This window comes from Escherichia albertii (assembly GCF_028622335.1).
Lineage (GTDB): Bacteria > Pseudomonadota > Gammaproteobacteria > Enterobacterales > Enterobacteriaceae > Escherichia > Escherichia albertii.
The window spans coordinates 3,552,236-3,570,692 of sequence record NZ_CP117568.1 but is presented as its reverse complement, the minus strand read 5'-3'; the positions used below and the strand labels follow the sequence as shown (position 1 = coordinate 3,570,692).

Sequence of the window (18,457 nt, the reverse complement as noted above, 5' to 3'; positions counted from 1 at the left end):
AAATTCTACTCTTTTTGTATACTTTCTGAACTTACTCTCATTACTGGCGAACTCTGACGATTTTCCCATAGCACCGTTAATCCACGCTGTAAGGCAATAAAAATGAATAACAAAATGCCAATAGCGATTTTCGTCCACCACGAACTGAGCAAACCATCAAAATTAATATAGGTCTGGATCAACCCTTGAATTGCCACACCGAATAGCGTTCCGAGCACTGTCCCGACGCCACCGCTTAAAAGTGTACCGCCAATCACCACTGAGGCGATAGCGTCCAGTTCCACACCTACGCCCGCCAGCGCATATCCGGCCTGGGTATAAATAGAGAAAACAATCCCCGCCAGCGTTGCCAGCCCGGTGGAGAGCATATAAATGCGAATAGTGGTGCTGCGGGTGGAAATTCCCATCAGATTCGCCGACGTCGCGTTGCCGCCAATGGCATAAACCTGATTCCCAAAACGGGTACGATGCGCGAGGAATATGCCGATAACTACCACCGCCAGCATCAGCAGCCCCATCGCACTTAAGCGGCCGCCGCCAGGGATTTTCCACGCAAGGCTTGAGAGCGTGTCATAAACAGGATGGTTAATCGGGATCGATTCTTCCGAAACGAGATAGCTAACGCCGCGCAAAAAGAACATCCCCGCCAGGGTAATGATGAACGCATGGATCTTCAGGGCGTCGATCAAAAGCCCCATAAATGCGCCGAAGGCACAGCCCATCATCAGCACCAGCGGAAACGCCAGCAGCGGCGAGAGGCCGAAATCGCCAATCACTTTTGCCAGAAACACGCCAGTAAAGGCGATCACCGAACCAACGGAGAGATCGATCCCACCGGAGAGGATCACAAAGGTCATGCCAACGGCAATGATCCCAAGAAAGGCATTATCGGTCAGGATATTGCAGATCACTCTTGTGGAAGCAAAACCGGGAAACTGCATCAGGCAATAGAGATAGCCCAACACAAAAACGCCGATGGTGATCATCAGTGGCAAGTTACGTTTTATCACGGCTACGCACTCCTTTAATCAGACTGATAAAGCGTTGCGACTGAACAATCAGCACGCAAAGCACCACCACGGCTTTCACCACCTGATTCATCTCTGGCGGAAAGCCAGAAAGTAAAATCCCGGTGTTCATTCCCTGAATAATCAGCGCCCCTACCACTGAGAGCAGCAGGTTAAAGCGCCCGCCCATCAGCGCTCCGCCGCCAATCACCACCGCAAGAATGGCATCCAGCTCCAGCCATAATCCGGCGTTGTTGGCATCGGCGCCGCGAATATCCGCCGTCACGATAATGCCCGCAATTGCCGCACACAATCCGCTCAACATGTAGGTGAGCATAACGATGATCCGCGTGTTTACGCCGGCATTTTTTGCCGCCCGAATATTGATACCAACGGCTTCGATAAACATCCCCAGCGCCGTTTTGCGGGTCAACAACCAGAACAGGAGAAGCGTCAGCACCGCGATAATGACTGGCGTTGGCAAGAACAACAGCGATCCGCTGCCGAACCATGAGAGATCCGGCGAGTTAAACGTGACGATCTGCCCGGAGGTGATCAGTTGCGCTACGCCGCGCCCGGCGACCATCAGGATCAGGGTAGCGACAAACGGCTGAATTTTGAGGATCACTACCAGTATACCGTTCCACAATCCCGCCAGGATGCCGGTGCCCAGGGCGCTTAACAAAACAATTGGCAGGCTGAACCCCGCGACCGTCATCGCAGCCGTTGTGGCTCCGGCGATGGCCATCACCGCCCCTACGGAGAGATCAATCCCACCCGTAGCGATCACCAGCGTCATGCCAATCGCCAGTAGCGCAACCGGGGCAGCGCGATTAAGAATGTCGATGGGGCTACCGAACAAACGCCCATCCTGGAGCACCACCTGCCAGAAATGCGGGGCCACCAGGCTATCGATCAGCAGCACCAGAAACAGCGCCGCCAGTTGCGGCATTCCCGTTGGCCAACGAAAGCGCCTTTTCGACGGCGTAGTGTCCGGGAGAGATTGAGGCATCACACTGTTCTCCTTACGCCGCAATGGCGTTCATGATCGCCGGAACAGAAAGCTCTGCCAGCGGGATCTCTGCCACCTGTTTGCGATCGCGCATGATGATCACCCGATCGGCATAGCCCACCAGCTCTTCCAGTTCGGAAGAGATCACCAGTAGTGCCAGACCATCGGCGCACAGCGTTTCGATCAGGCGAATAATCTCGGCATGGGCGCCAACGTCAATGCCACGGGTTGGCTCGTCGAGGATCAGAAATTGCGGCCGGGTCAGTAGCCAGCGTGAGAGCAGCACTTTTTGCTGATTGCCACCGGAGAGAAACTCAATCGGCTGTTCGCTGGAAGGTGTGCGAATGCCAAGCTGGCGGATAAAGCGTTCGGCAATCTCTTGCTGTTCTTTGCGCGAAATCGGCCGTAACCAGCCGCGCTGGGCCTGGAGAGCGAGGATGATATTTTCCCGCACTGAGGCTGCGGCGATGATGCCATCAGTTTTCCTGTCTTCCGGGCAAAAGCCGATGCCCAGTACCGAAGCCTGATGTGGCGATCGTAGCGTTTGCGGTTTGCCTTTGATCAGCGCCGTGCCGCTATCGGCGGGTTTGATGCCGAAGATCACTTCAGCGGTTTCGGTACGCCCGGATCCCAGCAGGCCTGCCAGGCCGACGATCTCGCCAGGGCGCACTTCGAGATTAAACGGCGCGATGGTCCCTTTTTTGCCATAATTTTTAAACGCGGCAACGGGTTTGTCGCTCAGCAATGTTCGCCCGGCACGCTGTAGCGCGTGGGTATCCAGTTCGCGCCCCAGCATCATTTTCACCAGTTCGATCTGCGGTAGCTCGCGGGTTTCCCGACAGCCTACGCAACTGCCGTTGCGTAATACGGTGATCCGATCGCTGACCTGATACACCTGATCGAGAAAATGAGTGACGAAGATCAGGCTAACACCGCGATCGCGAAGCTGACGCATCAGGCCAAACAGGAGTTCCACTTCCTGAGTGTCGAGGCTGGCAGTGGGTTCATCGAGGATCAGCACTTTGGCAGATAGGTCAATCGCCCGGCAAATAGCGACGATTTGCTGCATCGCTACCGAAAAACGGTTGAGAGGTTCACGCACGTCGAGGGAAAAACCGTAGGATGCCATCAGTTCGGTGGCGCGCTTTTCCATCTCTTTACGCCGTAGCAGGCCGAAACGTTTAGGCTCGCGACCTATGAATAGATTGTCGGCGACCGACATGTTGGGCAGCAAGTTAACTTCCTGATAGACAGTGCCTATACCAAGCTGCTGCGCGTGGGCGGTGTTTTTCGGTGAGATAGCCTGACCGTCCAGCCAGATGGTGCCGCGATCGGCATGGTAAACGCCAGTTAATGCTTTGATTAACGTCGATTTTCCTGCCCCGTTTTCACCGAGCAGCGCCATGATTTCGCCACGGCGCAGGCTGAAATCAACATTGTCTAACGCTTTAACGCCGGGGAAAAATTTGCTTAATCCTTCGGTGCGGAGGATTTCCTGGTGTTGGTCGGTAGTCATGGTTTCCCCCTTAGCCACACTCTAAAAGCCTGGGAATAGATCGTGCACGGTGTTAAGTTCTGTACTGCACAACCGCCGGATGCGGCGTGAACGCCTTATCCGGCCTACACAGAGTATCGAACTCGTAGGCATGATAAGACGCGCCAGCGTCGCATCAGGCATCCGTGCACAACCGCCGGATGCGGCGTGAACGCCTTATCCGGCCTGCACAGTGTATCGAACTCGTAGGCATGATAAGACGCGGTAAGCGTCGCATCAGGCATCCGTGCACAATCGCCGGATGCGGCGTGAGCGCCTTATCCGGCCTGCACAAAGTATCGAACTCGTAGGCATGATAAGACGCGGTAAGCGTCGCATCGGGCATCCGTGCACAACTGCCGGATGCGGCGTAAACGCCTTATCCGGCCTGCACAGAGCATCGAACTCGTAGGCCTGATAAGACGCGGTAAGCGTCGCATCAGGCATCCGTGCACAACCGCCGGATGCGGCGTAAACGCCTTATCCGGCCCACACAGAGTATCGAACTCGTAGGCCTGATAAGACGCGGTAAGCGTCGCATCAGGCATCCGCGCACAACTGCCGGATGCGGCGTGAACGCCTTATCCGGCCTACACAAAGTATCGAACTCGTAGGCATGATAAGACGCGCCAGCGTCGCATCAGGCATCCGCGCACAACTGCCGGATGCGGCGTAAACGCCTTATCCGGCCTGCACAAAGTATCGAACTCGTAGGCCTGATAAGACGCGGTAAGCGTCGCATCAGGCATCCGTGCACAATCGCCGGATGCGGCGTGAACGCCTTATCCGGCGGCCCACAAATCGGCATCAGATATTGATGCCCCTCAATACCCCATATCTTTTTTCTTCTCTAACTCTTCTTTTGCGGTATCAGGCAGGTACAGGGTAGATTTGGTAAGCGTCAGCTTTTCAGGCAGGGTGCCGTCTTTTTTGTATTTTTCCAGCGCGTCAAAGGCCGGGCCAGCCATGTTTGGCGTCAGTTCAACGCTGGCGTTCGCCTCGCCATCCATCATCGCTTTGTAAATGTCCGGCACACCGTCAATGGAACCTGTGAGGATATCTTTACCCGGTTTCAGACCCGCTTCTTTAATTGCCTGAATGGCGCCGATTACCATGTCGTCGTTATGGGCGTAAACCATGCAGATATTTTTGCCGTTGTTTTCCGCTTTGATAAAACTTTCCATCACTTCTTTGCCTTTACTGCGAGTGAAGTCCCCGGACTGCGAGCGGATAATCTTGATGTTTGGCGCATTCTTGATGGCTTCGGCAAAGCCTTTCTTACGATCAATGGCCACGCTTGCTCCAACAGTGCCTTGCAACTCAACCACATTACACGGCTTGCCGTTGACCTCTTTCACCAGCCAGTCGCCGATCAACTTGCCTTCCAGAATGTTGTTGGCGGTCACGGTTGTCATATAGAGAGATTTGTCTTTCACATCGATGGAACGATCGAGCAAAAAGACGGGAATACCGGCATCTTTCACCTCTTTCAAAACCGGTTCCCACCCCGTCGCCACGACCGGTGCGATAAAGATCGCATCTACGCCTTGTGCAACAAAAGAACGCACAGCTTTAATCTGGTTTTCTTGCTTTTGCTGACCATCGGCAATTTTCAGCGTGATTCCGCGTTTTTCGGCCTCACTTTTCGCCACACTGGTTTCTGCGGCACGCCAGCCGGATTCAGACCCGACCTGTGAAAATCCTACGGTTAAAGGCGCGGCCAACGCCATAGACGACATGGCTGCCGAGACTGCAGAGACTACAAGTAAGCGTTTCCACATAGGGTTGTCCTCGTCGGGAGATTATTATTGGTGAAAAGATGTTCGCGAAAAAACTATAGACAATCGGTTATGTAACGAATTGCGTTACATCACACTTCAAAAAAGTAAATAAAACGTTAATCACAAGTTTGTAATCGCTTTCATACCACTATGAATAATGCAGCTACGGTTATGGATTTTCCTGCTTCATGAACCGTCTTAAAACTGGCGAAAAAGGAAAACGAGGGCGAAAACAAGCGAAGACATTCGGCGCGAGTTGGCTATAATACTCGGCACTTGTTTGCCACATATTTTTAAAGGAAACAGACATGAGCTTACTCAACGTCCCTGCGGGTAAAGATCTGCCGGAAGACATCTACGTTGTTATCGAAATCCCGGCTAACGCAGATCCAATCAAATACGAAATCGACAAAGAGAGCGGCGCACTGTTCGTTGACCGCTTCATGTCCACTGCGATGTTCTATCCGTGCAACTACGGTTACATCAACCACACCCTGTCTCTGGACGGTGACCCGGTTGACGTGCTGGTCCCGACTCCGTACCCGCTGCAGCCGGGTTCTGTGATCCGTTGCCGTCCGGTTGGCGTTCTGAAAATGACCGATGAAGCCGGTGAAGATGCGAAACTGATTGCCGTTCCGCACAGCAAGCTGAGCAAAGAATATGATCACATTAAAGACGTTAATGACCTGCCGGAACTGCTGAAAGCGCAGATCGCTCACTTCTTCGAGCACTACAAAGACCTCGAAAAAGGTAAGTGGGTTAAAGTTGAAGGCTGGGATAACGCTGAAGCTGCTAAAGCTGAAATCGTTGCTTCCTTCGAGCGCGCAAAGAATAAATAAGTTCTTCTGACGCAATAACCCTGAACGCCGGGCTTCGGTTAGTAAGGGTTTTTTTATGCCCGCGATAAATACACTATCTATTCCGCCATCATTATTCTCAATGGTTAAAAAGCTTGAACGGTGAGAACAAACAAACCCGACCATCACTTTGCTGTTCATAGCCGCTTGCTGGAAGTTAGCCAACCTTACTCATTCTCACCGTTCAAAGCGTGCATCCGTTTTACCCCTGCGCATTTGTGAACACCAGCAGAGTTTTTTATGCGTTAACAGATATGGAAGGCGGCTCGGGGAGAAAAGCAAAAAGCGGGAAAATTACAAAACAGATTGCGAGATACATCGCATAAAACAACGCCACCCGAAGGTGGCGTGTTTATATCATGACTTATCCCTGTCTAACCAGTCGCCGCTTGCAATCAGCTTTAATCCTTCGACGGGCCGTTGATAAACGTACATCCATGCACTCCCGTACGGCGTCTGTATCAACTGGCGCGCGTATTCACCGCCCCTGGTGCGCAAAGCATCAAGTTCGGCCAGCGTGGCGTTGTCAATACGATAAACTTCACCATGTACCGTTCCATTTCCCGGAACTGCGCCTGGATAGTGGCCCAGACTATACAACTGATAGTTATCGATACTGAAATCGCCCAGCAACTGGGCATTCGTCATCCAGTGGCTGTTGCCTTGTTTGTGGCGTAAACTGCCGTAGACAAATATTCGCATTGCTAAAACTCGAACTGATAGAGCAAATCCAGTGCCTGATCTACACCAGACACAGCTTCCAGATATAGCTTAGGCATCAGGCGATAACGTAACGTGAGTGTTGCTATAGAGTCAAATATACCCACGCCATATTTCACTTGTAGACCCGGCAATACATAGCCGCTGACCACCACCTGGGAAGAGTCGCCTACCCCCTGGGTGTCGAGCGCTAAATTGCTTACGCCAAACGTCTCGCCGATTTTACCCACAATTTGACCGCTTTGTGCAACCCCCAGACCAATCAGCATAGAGGTCATCGCCGCACTGTCGCTTTGGTCGCTCTCCAGCCCTTGTCCACGCAACAAGTAAGATAATGCAGCCTGTTGTGACATCGCCGGGTCAGAGAAGATCTCAGCTTTAGGCTCATCTGCCAGCCCAGTGACACGAACTCCGGCGATTACGTCGTCTTCTGTCGCATCCGGGTTACGAATCGCTTCGATATTGAGATATGGTTGATCTGGCGGACCAGAGAACAGCAGCTCCCCCTTACGCACAATCAGATCCTGCCCATAAGCATGGAAGCGCCCATCAGGAATGTTGATCTGCCCATTCAGCCCCAGACCTTGCTTGTCCTGTACGACGTTGAGATCGCCCGTCAACCGCGCTTTCAGACCAAAAGCGTCAATGCGTACGTTGTTGCCGACGTGAACAATAAGGTTGCTGTTAATCGGTATTGATGCGGTTTTCTGCTCTTCCGGTTGCAGATTATCGTTAAGCATCACCACATCGCTGGAGACGCCGACTGCGCTTTCCGGCAAATCATGCACCACGATGCGCGCCCACGGCACATCCACGCGGCCATCCAGAGTGAACAGATTTGGCGTGGCCTCAAACACTACGTCCGGCGACACGTTCATTCGCACCATCGGCGGCACAGTGATACGTACATTACTGCCCTTCGCCGTCACTCGCGCCCGCCAGTTTTCAATCTGGCTCCAGTCGGCATCGCCATTCAGATAGATTTCCCCCTGCTGAGTCCGCACGGTGCCTGCAAGTGTCGAACGCATACCGTTAAAGTTGACTGCAAGCTGGCTCGGCTGCATATCAAACGGCATAAAGTTACCGTCGATATCCACGCCAGTAACTTGTAGCTGACCAAACAACTGCGGGCTTTGCACATCACCGCCGAGGCGTAAGTTGGCGTTCACCGTCCCTGCTGCTTTTTCCCCACGGGTAAAGATGGGGTTTACCATCGCGAGGTTAAAGTTACGGATATTCACGTTACCACCGAGATTACGCCGCCCTTGAGGATCGGTCACCTGCACCTGACCATCAAACTGACCGTTATTGGTCAGACGGATAGTCCAGCCCAGTTCAGCACGGTTATTCCGCAACTCCGCCGTCAGGTTCAACGTCTGAAACGCCACTGGCAAGGCCGCATCATTGACGGTTTGCGTCACCTGCACGTTACGACCAGAAAGCGTGATACTGCCTTGCGGCAGTCCTTCTTTAGTGGCGTCCCAAGCAACATCCGCCTTACCTGTAAAGATGCCGCTTGCCTGAGTGCTTTCCGGCATAAACGGTTTCAGCATCGCGAGGTCAAAACGGTTGAGATTGACCACCGCATGTCCTTCTGCTCCGGCATCAATGGTTTGCGGTACGCACAATTCTGCATTCGGGTTAAGCCAGCAGTGTGGCCCGATGCTGATTTTTTGTTCCTGATTGCGGTAATCCAGCGCAACATCGCGCGTCAACGTCCACGGCCCAACTGGCGTCTGGAAGCGGGTATCACTCAGCGTTCCCTTCCAGCGTTCTTCTTTGCGATCAAAGCTTCCCGCCAGATTTAGCTGCCCGGAAATCGGTTCGCCCTGAATCCGCAGTTGTAATTCGTGCTGCTTTTCGCTGCCTTTCGCATTGAGGGTAACGAGGTTTATATTCACATCCGGCTGCGAGATTTGCTCAACGCGCACGTCGAGTTTACCCGCAATCTGATCGGTGGATTTGATATCGCCTTCCACGCGAACTTGCGCCACGGAGAGTTCCTGCCAGCGCAAGCCACGCGCGGTGATATCTGCCAGCAACTGCGGCGCATCTACCGTGCCTCGCACTTTCACCAGCCCTTTCGCTGTACCGCCAAGCCCCGGCAGCGCGTTATCCAGCCCCGGCGCGTTGATGGCGGCGTCAAGATTGAGATCTTTCACCCCCAACTCACCTTTCACTTCGGCACTGTTTGGCCCCAGTTCCAGATGCAGACCCGGAATCGTCCACTGCATATAGCTGTTGCCTTTCAGCGTTCCGTCAACGTTCACTTTGTTTTGTTTAACGTTGCCAGTCAGCTTCAGTTCCGGCACGTCCATCTGCCAGGTGCCGCCGTACAGGCTGCCGCTCGTTTTGATTAAACCATTGAGTTTCGACGGCCACTCCGGGAACTCTTTGACGGTGTTAATGCCGTTAAGCGTTAGCTCACCGCGCCAGCTAATTGCCTGTTGCCAGTCGAGTAGCGCCTTGAGTTCCGTTTTCCCTTCCAGCGCCGCAACGGTGAGTTTGTCGAGATTAACCTGCTGTTCATTACCTTTGGCATCAAGGGTAATGGTGGCTGGCGGGATCTCCTGACCTTTGACTGCCGTGCGCATAGACAGCGTGTAATCAGTCATTTTGCCGGAAAGTTTCAGTTTCAGATCATCTGCCTGATACTGTTTCTCGCCAGTGAACGGCCAGTAAAGCTGCTTGCTGTTCACTTCCACATTGAGCGGTAATCCAGCTTCTGCCAATTGAGTCTGGGCGCGCAGGTCCATATCCACCGGGCCAGAAAGGTTAACGCCAATCTCAAGCTGTTCGCGCAGCGCCCCGCCCACTTTCAGCTTCACTTTTTCACCTTTCAACGGCTCCACGTTGAGCGTACTGTTGAGGGTGATATCTACCGGCCAGTTATCGGATAGTTGCGCTGTGCCGCTGGCATTGACGATTCCCTGGTTAGAGTCGATATCCAGCGCATCCAGTTTGGTATTGCCATCGATGCTGCTCACTTTCAGCAACATGGTGCGCACGGTGATGTCCGTGCCGCCCGTCACGCGCAGTTGCTCGCCCTTAAACTCTTCAATGTTCAGGTTGAGCGGCAAGTGCACGTCGGTCATTTCCGGCAATACCGGGCGAGAAAAGAGATCTTTCAGCGTTTCGCCAAGCGGCTTTTCCTCCGGTTGCGGATTTTCGATCTTCGGTTCGACGACCTCTTCCTGTGCTACTTCAGCGACTTTCGGCAGAGCAATCAGCAAACCTTTTAACAACGTCGGTTTCAGGGTCAGATTTTTCTCCTGCCAGCTCAAGCCTGAGGTGAAATCCATTACCGACACTGTAGTGTCATCAATCTTGATATTGACGTTATCCAGCGCCACCCGCGCCAAAGTGATAGGGTACGGCGTGGAGAGATCCAGCGGGCCGCTATCTTCCTCTTCGGTTACCTGTTCGGAAGGCGGCATTTTTTGACTATCGATATTGACCTGAATGTCTTTCAGCGTCAGGTCATTAATGCAAACGCTGCTGTTCCACAGACAATCCAGCCCAACCGCCAGATGTAGATTGCCCGCTTTTACCGCCACGCCTGGCTGCTCATAACGAACGTCAGATAAGGTAAGATCGCGCCATCCGCCAGTAACCTTGCCTATGTCCAGCCCTGGCACCCAACGATCTGCCGCTTTAAATAGCAAATGCAGGCCGCTGGTCGTGCCGACCAGAAACGCAACCGATCCCAGCAGCAACAGGAGGGTGATAACGACGCCGAGGCTGATTTTTTTCCACAAACTCATAATTCTGGCCCCAGACCGATGTAAAACTGTAAACCGTGCTCATCTTTATCAGCAACCGGTACGGCGAAATCGAGCTTGATTGGCCCGACGGGCGATTCCCAGCGCACGCCAACACCGGTACCGGTTTTGAAGTCGCTGCGACGGATATCGCTTACGGCTTCACCGCTATCCACAAACATCGCGCCCCACCATTTTCCGGTCACGTTGTACTGGTATTCCAGCGATCCGGTAATCAGTTTCGAGGCCCCTTTCAGGTCGCCGTCAGGGTATTTCGGTGCGATAGATTTGTACTTATAGCCACGAATACTACGATCGCCCCCGGCGAAGAAACGCAGATCCGGCGGTACTTTGTCAAAATCTCCCGTTTCAATCCAACCCAGCGTGCCGCGCGTGACAAAGCGATGACGATCGTACAGTGTGCGGATCCAGACGTTTTGCGCCTGAAACACCGAGAAATCGACGTCCGATCCCCAGGCGGTATTAGAGTAGTCGATAGAGTAACGCTGCGAGTCGCCCCAGGTAGGCATCAAACCACCGCGCGAACGCGTCCGGCTGATCATCACTCCCGGATAAAACAGCATGGTGGTGTTAGTTATTTCGCCCTGGGTAAAGTGGTCGAGACTCCAGCGCAGGTTAATGGCGCGCTGCCAACCGCTGGAGAGATCCCAGTAACGGGAAGCCACAAGCGTAGTGGAGTCAGATTCGGTATCGTTAAGATCGGTACGCTTAAATCCCCCCTGCACCAAATAATATTGTTCCAGCGGGTTCTTCAGCAGCGGCATTTTATAGCTGAAATCGAGTGTCTGTTCCGGCGATGAAACACTGACGCTGGTCGTCAAACTATGACCGTAAGAGTTCATCCACGGCTTTTTCCACGTCGCCTTAACGCGCGGCCCAACGTCCGTTGAGTAACCAACACCAGTTTCGATGGTGTTTTCCGTGCGTGGCGAAACCACGCCAGTCAGCGGCAACACCTTCGTTTCTCGCGCCTTATCAAATTGTGGCGCCACTACCACCGAATTAAACCAGCCGGTGGCAGAGAGACGGCGGTTCAGTTCCGCCAGATCTTTGGATTCGTACTCATCGCCTTCTTTAAACGGCACCAGATGTTGCAGATATTCGTCGCGGATCTGCGATCCTTCAAAGGTCACATGACCGAAGCGATAGCGTTCGCCGCTGTTGTAATCAATATCCCAGTAGGCTTTATGCAGGCCGAGCGCAATACCTAGCTGCGCTTTGGTAAATTCACTATCGAAATAGCCTTTACGTAACGCAATACTGGTTAAGGACTTTTTGAAATTTTCATAATCTCCCTGATTCAGTACCGTACCAATGGCCGGACGAGTATCAAGCAATTTCAAATAGTCTTTATCGGTCCGTGCGCCGCCACGCAAGACCACATCGGTGCCGCCAATCAACACAGGCACACCAGGCGTCACTTTGGCGATCAATACCTGCCGCCCTTTCTTTGGCGGTGGCCGGAGATCAAATTCTATCGTCGGCTGGTAATAACCCAGAGCCTTCAGACCTTCGCGGATGGCATCATCGACGCGCGCGCGAAAGCGACGGTCTGGCGTCACTTCATCACTTTCAATTGTAGAAAGCTGCGCACGGACGTTTTTTTCCAGCGCCCCCGATAATCCTTCGACCTGTAGACGGACGTTCGCGGCGATGGCAGATCCGCTTAAGCAGAGTAAGCTTACACAGCATAACTGTCGGATATAGCGCACATTTTCTCCTGAATATCCTTTATTCCTGCCCCTGGAACGCCGTTAAACGGCTTAACAAAAATCCAGCAATATGGATTAAAAAGCAGACTAAACCCCAAATATTTCTTATGTTTTACTTTAGACGCATTCACGGAGGTTATTGTGTGCAAATACGCGCCTTGTTACAACCTTAACGCCAATGAGCGAATTTCGGGAGAACGACACCATGAGTTTATTTGATAAAAAGCATCTGGTTTCCCCCGCCGATGCTCTTGTCGGGCGTAATACCCCGATGCCTGTAGCCACGTTGCATGCAGTCAACGGTCACTCAATGACCAATGTGCCTGACGGAATGGAGATCGCTATTTTTGCGATGGGGTGCTTTTGGGGCGTGGAACGCCTTTTCTGGCAACTTCCTGGCGTTTACAGCACCGCTGCAGGCTATACCGGTGGTTATACGCCAAATCCAACCTATCGGGAGGTCTGTTCCGGTGATACCGGTCACGCCGAAGCGGTGCGCGTGGTATACGATCCTTCAGTTCTCAGCTATGAGCAACTGTTGCAAGTATTCTGGGAGAATCACGATCCCGCGCAGGGAATGCGTCAGGGCAATGACCATGGCACGCAGTATCGCTCCGCAATTTACCCACTGACGCCTGAGCAAGATACCGCCGCCCGCGCCAGTCTGAATCGTTTTCAAGCTGCGATGCTCGCTGCCGATGATGATCGTAAAATCACCACGGAAATCGCTAATGCCACACCGTTTTATTATGCTGAAGACGATCATCAACAGTATTTGCATAAAAATCCGTACGGCTATTGTGGCATTGGTGGAATTGGGGTCTGTCTACCACCTGAGGTGTAATAATAAAAGGCAGGATCAAAGTAAAAAAGAGGTAAAAATTTAACCCTCTGGCGACTTTACAGCACCTTACGCTATACTAGCCACTGAAAATGCCGGTTCACTCTCTTCAGACCGGCTTTCAATGTGTATTTCGCACAAATTAATCAACGTCCCCTTCCGAGGATCTGACCTGAACGGTCGGATAAGATATGTTAAACAGTATTTTCGTCATACTCTGTTTGATCGCTGTGAGTGCGTTCTTCTCTATATCGGAGATTTCACTTGCCGCTTCGCGCAAAATCAAACTTAAACTGCTGGCAGATGAGGGTAATATTAATGCCCAGCGGGTGCTGGATATGCAGGCCAACCCTGGAATGTTCTTCACCGTTGTGCAAATTGGTCTGAACGCGGTCGCCATTCTTGGTGGTATCGTGGGTGATGCGGCGTTTTCTCCGGCGTTTCACAGCTTGTTTTCTGGCTATATGCCTGAGGAACTCTCCGAGCAACTGAGCTTTATTCTCTCTTTCTCGTTAGTGACTGGCCTTTTTATCCTGTTTGCGGATTTAACCCCGAAACGCATCGGTATGGTTGCGCCAGAAGCTGTCGCTTTGCGTATCATCAACCCGATGCGCTTCTGCCTGCTAATCTTCACACCGCTAGTATGGTTCTTCAACGGACTGGCAAATATTATCTTCCGCATCTTTAAACTCCCGATGGTGCGTAAAGATGACATCACTTCCGATGATATTTATGCGGTGGTAGAAGCGGGTGCGCTGGCGGGAGTGTTGCGTAAGCAGGAGCACGAACTGATCGAAAACGTGTTCGAACTGGAATCCCGTACTGTGCCTTCTTCCATGACGCCACGCGAAAATGTCGTTTGGTTTGATCTTCATGAAGATGAGCAAAGCCTGAAGAATAAAGTGGCGGAACATCCGCACTCAAAATTCCTCGTCTGTAATGAAGATATTGATCACATCATCGGCTACGTCGATTCAAAAGATCTGCTTAACCGCGTACTGGCTAACCAAAGTCTGGCCCTGAACAGCGGTGTACAAATCTGCAATACCTTGATTGTTCCTGATACGCTTACTCTTTCCGAAGCGCTGGAAAGTTTTAAAGCCGCGGGTGAAGACTTTGCAGTAATCATGAATGAATACGCGCTGGTCGTGGGGATCATTACGCTGAATGATGTGATGACAACACTGATGGGCGATCTGGTCGGTCAGGGTCTGGAAGAGCAGATTGTGGCACGTGATGAAAACTCATGGTTGATTGATGGCGGTACCCCCATTGACGACGTGATGCGCGTGCTGGATATCGATGAGTTTCCGCAGTCAGACAACTACGAAACCATCGGCGGCTTTATGATGTTTATGCTGCGTAAGATCCCGAAACGCACTGATTCGGTGAAGTTCTCCGGCTACAAATTCGAAGTGGTGGATATTGATAACTACCGCATCGACCAGTTGCTGGTAACACGCATCGACAATAAAGCCAGCGCACTTTCACCAAAACTGCCTGACGCTAAAGATAAAGAAGACAGCGTCGCATAACCCCAGAAACATCAACGGCTCCTGAATCAGGAGCCGTCTTATTACTGCATAGCACTTCGGTTAAGCCATCTCTGTTTGCAGACGCATAACCTGACGATTAACTTCAGACATCACTGACAAATGCAGCTTATCTTTCACTTTTGGGATAAGAATCTTACCCTTATCAAATTCAAAAGCGCCAACGTTCTTGATGTATAACCGTCCACGGAACAGGATCTTCACGTACTTCGCCACCTGCAATGGGTTGTACCGTTGGAAAATTTTCATTGTTGTCTCCTGCTGAGTATTACGCCTTGCGGTGCCACATTCGGCCCAACTATTATGAGGCGCAAATTTTAATGCTTAGTGACTATAGACTATCCAGACAATGTTTCCAGCACGTATAACTTTTCTTACCTAAAGGTTACAATTATTCAGAATTATCTTTCTATCGAAACACTAACCTCAGTATAACCATTCATATTTCCTATGATTTGTGCGCTTGTCCGCAAACTGGCATCGCCCTCACGGGTGTTTCGATAAATAGCACATATGATTAAAAGTCTGGCCTAAGTGGTCGGATCACCTGCCTACGATAAGAAGGAAACACCATGACTCTATGCAAGATTCTCGCGCTAACCTGCCTGTTGCTGCCGATGATGGCCTCAGCACACAAATTTGAAACCGGTCAGCGAGTGCCGCCAATTGGCATCACCGATCGTGGTGAGTTGGTTCTTGATAAAGATCAGTTTAGCTATAAAACCTGGAACAGCGCGCAGTTAGCGGGAAAAGTACGAGTGCTGCAACATATCGCTGGTCGCACTTCTGCAAAAGAGAAAAATGCTGCTCTGATTGAAGCGATTAAATCGGCGAAGTTCCCACACGATCGCTACCAGACCACCACCATTGTCAACACCGACGACGCAATTCCAGGATCCGGCATGTTTGTACGCAGTAGCCTGGAAAGCAACAAAAAGCGCTATCCATGGTCACAATTTATTGTCGATAGTGATGGTGTCGCGCGCAGTGCCTGGCAACTGAATGAAGGAAGTTCAGCTATTGTGGTGCTGGATAAAGATGGTCGCGTGCGATGGGCGAAGGACGGAGCACTAACCCAACAAGAGGTGCAGCAAGTAATGGATTTGCTGCATAAACTACTTACTTAAGCGGCTTAATTTTTAAATCAACCAACGCAATAAGAATACTCACTGGACTGTAGAAAAGCGATAATGATGCTGTTCACAGTCCGTATTTACAAAGAAACTCCCTCTCTATAGCTGATACTAACATTATGAGTATGATGAATAAAACAAATGAGCGATTTTTGATAGTGCGAATAACAAACCTACCATAAATTTACCTGCCTAATATTAGCCATTCAAATAAGCTGGTAATATACGCTATGATCTCTCGAACAAATAACAATATCTACTATGGCACACCACCAGTAAAGAATGAAAACAATGACAGTATAAATGAAAGAAAAAATTATTCAGAAAAAACACGACTTCTGAATGTCTCTCCTGAAATAAGAGAAATAACCTATAGAAGCATAACAACTCAAGAGCATTACATATCGCAATTTACAAATTGTTTAACTTATCTTCTCAATCATGAAGATAGCAACACCTCGATTCAGAATCCACGTATCTTCAGAATCATGGCGAGTTCAATTACCTCTTACTCCTTCCCGGTTTACAGTAATAGAACCTGTACATTAGGTATTTCATTTACTATAGATAATAATATTAATCTGTATTCAACAATCACTCTCCAGTGGACAGAAGATTTTTCCGATCTGACATGCACAATAAGATCAATGACTCAGGATAAAATTTCGAGTTCGCCTCAAACTATTTTTAGCATTAACCATAAAATAGGCGCAGTCAATTTATTAATTAACATAAAAGAGTTTTTTGAAAAACACCAAATACTTTTTCGCTCAAATCCCTATCTATTTGTTATGTCAGATGCCAACCCTGCGATGGAGAATATTAATTTGTCGGGGTTAAGGTTGCGTCATAGCAATTTTAAAAATTATAACTTTTCAAAGAGCATTTTAAATAGAACAGATCTTTCTTTTAGTAACTTCAGCAATACCGATATGACAGGTTCGAATTTATCATTAATAAATATTATTGGTACAAACTTCACGAAGGCTAAATTTGATAATATAATCATCAGTTCACCTCTTCTGTGGTTGCCCGCAAAATGGACGTCTGGACATTTATTTTATTGGTTCAAAAGAGGAAATAATACAGAAAAATCCGCCCTTTATAAAATACAACACCAACACCCACGACTTGATATTTATTCATCAAACCCGAGAATATCAAATGATAAGTCCGATGAACGATATAATTTCCTGGATGCCATCAGTAGTATTAGCGATGAGTATCCATTGCTCAAAGTGACTATGATGCAAGAGATATTGCACTCATTTATAACTCAAAAAACAAATATTTTAGAGGCAAAAGATAATATTGCTAATCTTCTTAATCTTCCGCCCTATTGTATCAACAGCAAAATAAAACAGTACAGACGACAGCTTTGCATATAACTTGATAAAGTTACCTTTTAGATATGTCATAGTGGCAAATATTATCAAATAATATCCGTTTTAATTCAGGAATTGCGGCACCAGCAATTCCTGAACTATTTTTAGCAAAATTAATAAATAGAAACTCTGAATCCTGGATTCAGGAACGATTCACGCGGGGTGTAATCCAGCGTTTTGCCCAACCAGTCGTGCACATGCGCTCCGGCTGCGGCTGCAACCGCGTGACCAGCCGCAGTATCCCAAATATTAGTTGGCCCAAAGCGAGGGTAAAGCTGAGCCTGCCCTTCCGCTACCAGGCAAAACTTCAGCGAAGAACCAATGGATGTCGTCTGGTGCTCGCCAAGCTGTTGCAAGTACTCTTTCAGCTCTTCGTCTACGTGAGACCGGCTGATGACGACCAACGGCGGGCGAGCATCACTTACCTGAATTTGCTTGCGTACGCCGCACTCCTCTTTCCAGGCTTTCCCTTCCGCTGCGCTGTACATCACGTTCATTACTGGCGCATACACCACACCTAAAATCGGTTTACCCTTGTCGATGAGTGCAATGTTAACGGTAAATTCGCCATTACGTTTAATAAACTCTTTAGTGCCATCTAACGGGTCCACCAGCCAATAACGCTGCCAGTGCTGGCGAACTTCCCAGCCGGGAGGATCTTCTTCAGAAAGGACCGGAATATCCGGCGTCAGCGTACGTAAACCGTCCATGATTACGGTATGTGCGGCAATGTCCGCCGCTGTCACTGGAGAGTTATCCGCTTTGCTGACGACGTCCATCGGCTTGATCCCGTCGTAGACCTGCATAATGGCATCGCCTGCATTCCGTGCAAGCTGGCATACTTGATCTAACATTCTCCACCTCGTCTCTGTGAACGGTGTTAACCTATTGTTTTACTTATACCCTATCGTTAAAGAATGCGCCAACTGTGATAGTGTCATCATTTTTAATTGTTTAAAATATGGCATTCTTCGCTGTTCTATAAGCAAGATGAGGCTGATGACAAACGCTAAATTGCCTGATGCGCTACGCTTATCTGGCCTACATGGAAGTTGCAATATATTGAGTTTGCAAGATTTTGTAGATCCTATAACGCGTTCACACCGCATCCAGCATGAAATAAAAAGCGCTTTGCCAACA

General features: G+C 50.2%; 14 protein-coding genes. 5 read left to right on the top strand and 9 right to left on the bottom strand.

Features of this window, described 5'->3' with window-relative positions; all coding sequences use genetic code 11:
- Positions 1 to 5: 5 nt before the first annotated feature.
- The 4 genes from yjfF to ytfQ form a co-directional block, all read right to left on the bottom strand.
- Positions 6 to 1,010, bottom strand: coding sequence for a galactofuranose ABC transporter, permease protein YjfF (gene yjfF / locus PS053_RS17345; protein WP_256878734.1), 1,005 nt, complete (start codon positions 1,008 to 1,010; stop codon positions 6 to 8).
- Positions 997 to 2,019, bottom strand: a complete 1,023-nt coding sequence (ytfT, locus tag PS053_RS17340) for a galactofuranose ABC transporter, ATP-binding protein YtfT (protein ID WP_054412087.1) — start codon at positions 2,017 to 2,019, stop codon at positions 997 to 999. The genes yjfF and ytfT overlap by 14 nt, the downstream gene beginning before the upstream one ends.
- 13 nt (positions 2,020 to 2,032) lie before the next feature.
- Positions 2,033 to 3,535, bottom strand: coding sequence for a galactofuranose ABC transporter, ATP-binding protein YtfR (gene ytfR / locus PS053_RS17335; protein ID WP_256878735.1), 1,503 nt, complete (start codon positions 3,533 to 3,535; stop codon positions 2,033 to 2,035).
- 842 nt (positions 3,536 to 4,377) lie between these two features.
- Complete coding sequence (ytfQ, locus tag PS053_RS17330; protein WP_000265952.1) at positions 4,378 to 5,334, bottom strand: galactofuranose ABC transporter substrate-binding protein YtfQ; 957 nt, start codon at positions 5,332 to 5,334, stop codon at positions 4,378 to 4,380.
- 308 nt (positions 5,335 to 5,642) lie between these two features.
- Between ytfQ and ppa the strand changes: the two genes are divergently transcribed.
- Positions 5,643 to 6,173: an inorganic diphosphatase gene (gene ppa, locus PS053_RS17325; protein ID WP_000055069.1), complete on the top strand. Its 531-nt coding sequence runs from the start codon at positions 5,643 to 5,645 to the stop codon at positions 6,171 to 6,173.
- Positions 6,174 to 6,548: 375 nt separating this feature from the next.
- On the opposite strand, the gene PS053_RS17320 is transcribed toward ppa, so the two are convergent.
- From PS053_RS17320 to tamA, 3 genes are read right to left on the bottom strand one after another with little or no spacing between them, the layout of a single operon-like run.
- Positions 6,549 to 6,893 carry a gamma-glutamylcyclotransferase family protein gene (locus PS053_RS17320; RefSeq protein WP_001219163.1) on the bottom strand — a complete coding sequence of 115 codons (345 nt, stop codon included), beginning with the start codon at positions 6,891 to 6,893 and terminating at the stop codon, positions 6,549 to 6,551.
- Positions 6,894 to 6,895: 2 nt separating this feature from the next.
- Positions 6,896 to 10,675: an autotransporter assembly complex protein TamB gene (tamB, locus tag PS053_RS17315; RefSeq protein ID WP_141109352.1), complete on the bottom strand. Its 3,780-nt coding sequence runs from the start codon at positions 10,673 to 10,675 to the stop codon at positions 6,896 to 6,898.
- Complete coding sequence (tamA, locus tag PS053_RS17310; protein WP_001269297.1) at positions 10,672 to 12,405, bottom strand: autotransporter assembly complex protein TamA; 1,734 nt, start codon at positions 12,403 to 12,405, stop codon at positions 10,672 to 10,674. Before tamA ends, tamB begins: the two co-directional genes overlap by 4 nt.
- Before the next feature lie 205 nt (positions 12,406 to 12,610).
- On the opposite strand from tamA, the gene msrA reads away from it, so the two are divergent.
- On the top strand, positions 12,611 to 13,249 hold the full coding sequence (gene msrA / locus PS053_RS17305; RefSeq protein WP_000051461.1) for a peptide-methionine (S)-S-oxide reductase MsrA: 639 nt from the start codon (positions 12,611 to 12,613) through the stop codon (positions 13,247 to 13,249).
- A gap of 188 nt (positions 13,250 to 13,437) precedes the next feature.
- Complete coding sequence (paeA, locus tag PS053_RS17300) at positions 13,438 to 14,781, top strand: polyamine export protein PaeA (RefSeq protein WP_000934980.1); 1,344 nt, start codon at positions 13,438 to 13,440, stop codon at positions 14,779 to 14,781.
- A 60-nt stretch (positions 14,782 to 14,841) separates the two neighbouring features.
- Here paeA and PS053_RS17295 read toward each other — a convergent pair whose 3' ends face one another.
- A complete protein-coding gene (locus PS053_RS17295; protein ID WP_000689230.1) occupies positions 14,842 to 15,048 on the bottom strand; it encodes a DUF1107 domain-containing protein in 207 nt (68 codons plus the stop codon).
- Between the two features lie 323 nt (positions 15,049 to 15,371).
- Here PS053_RS17295 and PS053_RS17290 point away from each other — a divergent pair, with 323 nt between their 5' ends.
- Positions 15,372 to 15,926 carry a YtfJ family protein gene (locus PS053_RS17290; protein WP_054412095.1) on the top strand — a complete coding sequence of 185 codons (555 nt, stop codon included), beginning with the start codon at positions 15,372 to 15,374 and terminating at the stop codon, positions 15,924 to 15,926.
- Between the two features lie 236 nt (positions 15,927 to 16,162).
- Positions 16,163 to 17,320 carry a pentapeptide repeat-containing protein gene (locus PS053_RS17285; RefSeq protein WP_059273513.1) on the top strand — a complete coding sequence of 386 codons (1,158 nt, stop codon included), beginning with the start codon at positions 16,163 to 16,165 and terminating at the stop codon, positions 17,318 to 17,320.
- 110 nt (positions 17,321 to 17,430) lie between these two features.
- Here the strand turns inward: PS053_RS17285 and cysQ are convergent, their stop codons facing one another.
- Positions 17,431 to 18,171 (bottom strand): 3'(2'),5'-bisphosphate nucleotidase CysQ, encoded by a 741-nt coding sequence (gene cysQ / locus PS053_RS17280; protein ID WP_000886886.1) that lies wholly within the window; start codon positions 18,169 to 18,171, stop codon positions 17,431 to 17,433.
- Positions 18,172 to 18,457: the final 286 nt, after the last annotated feature.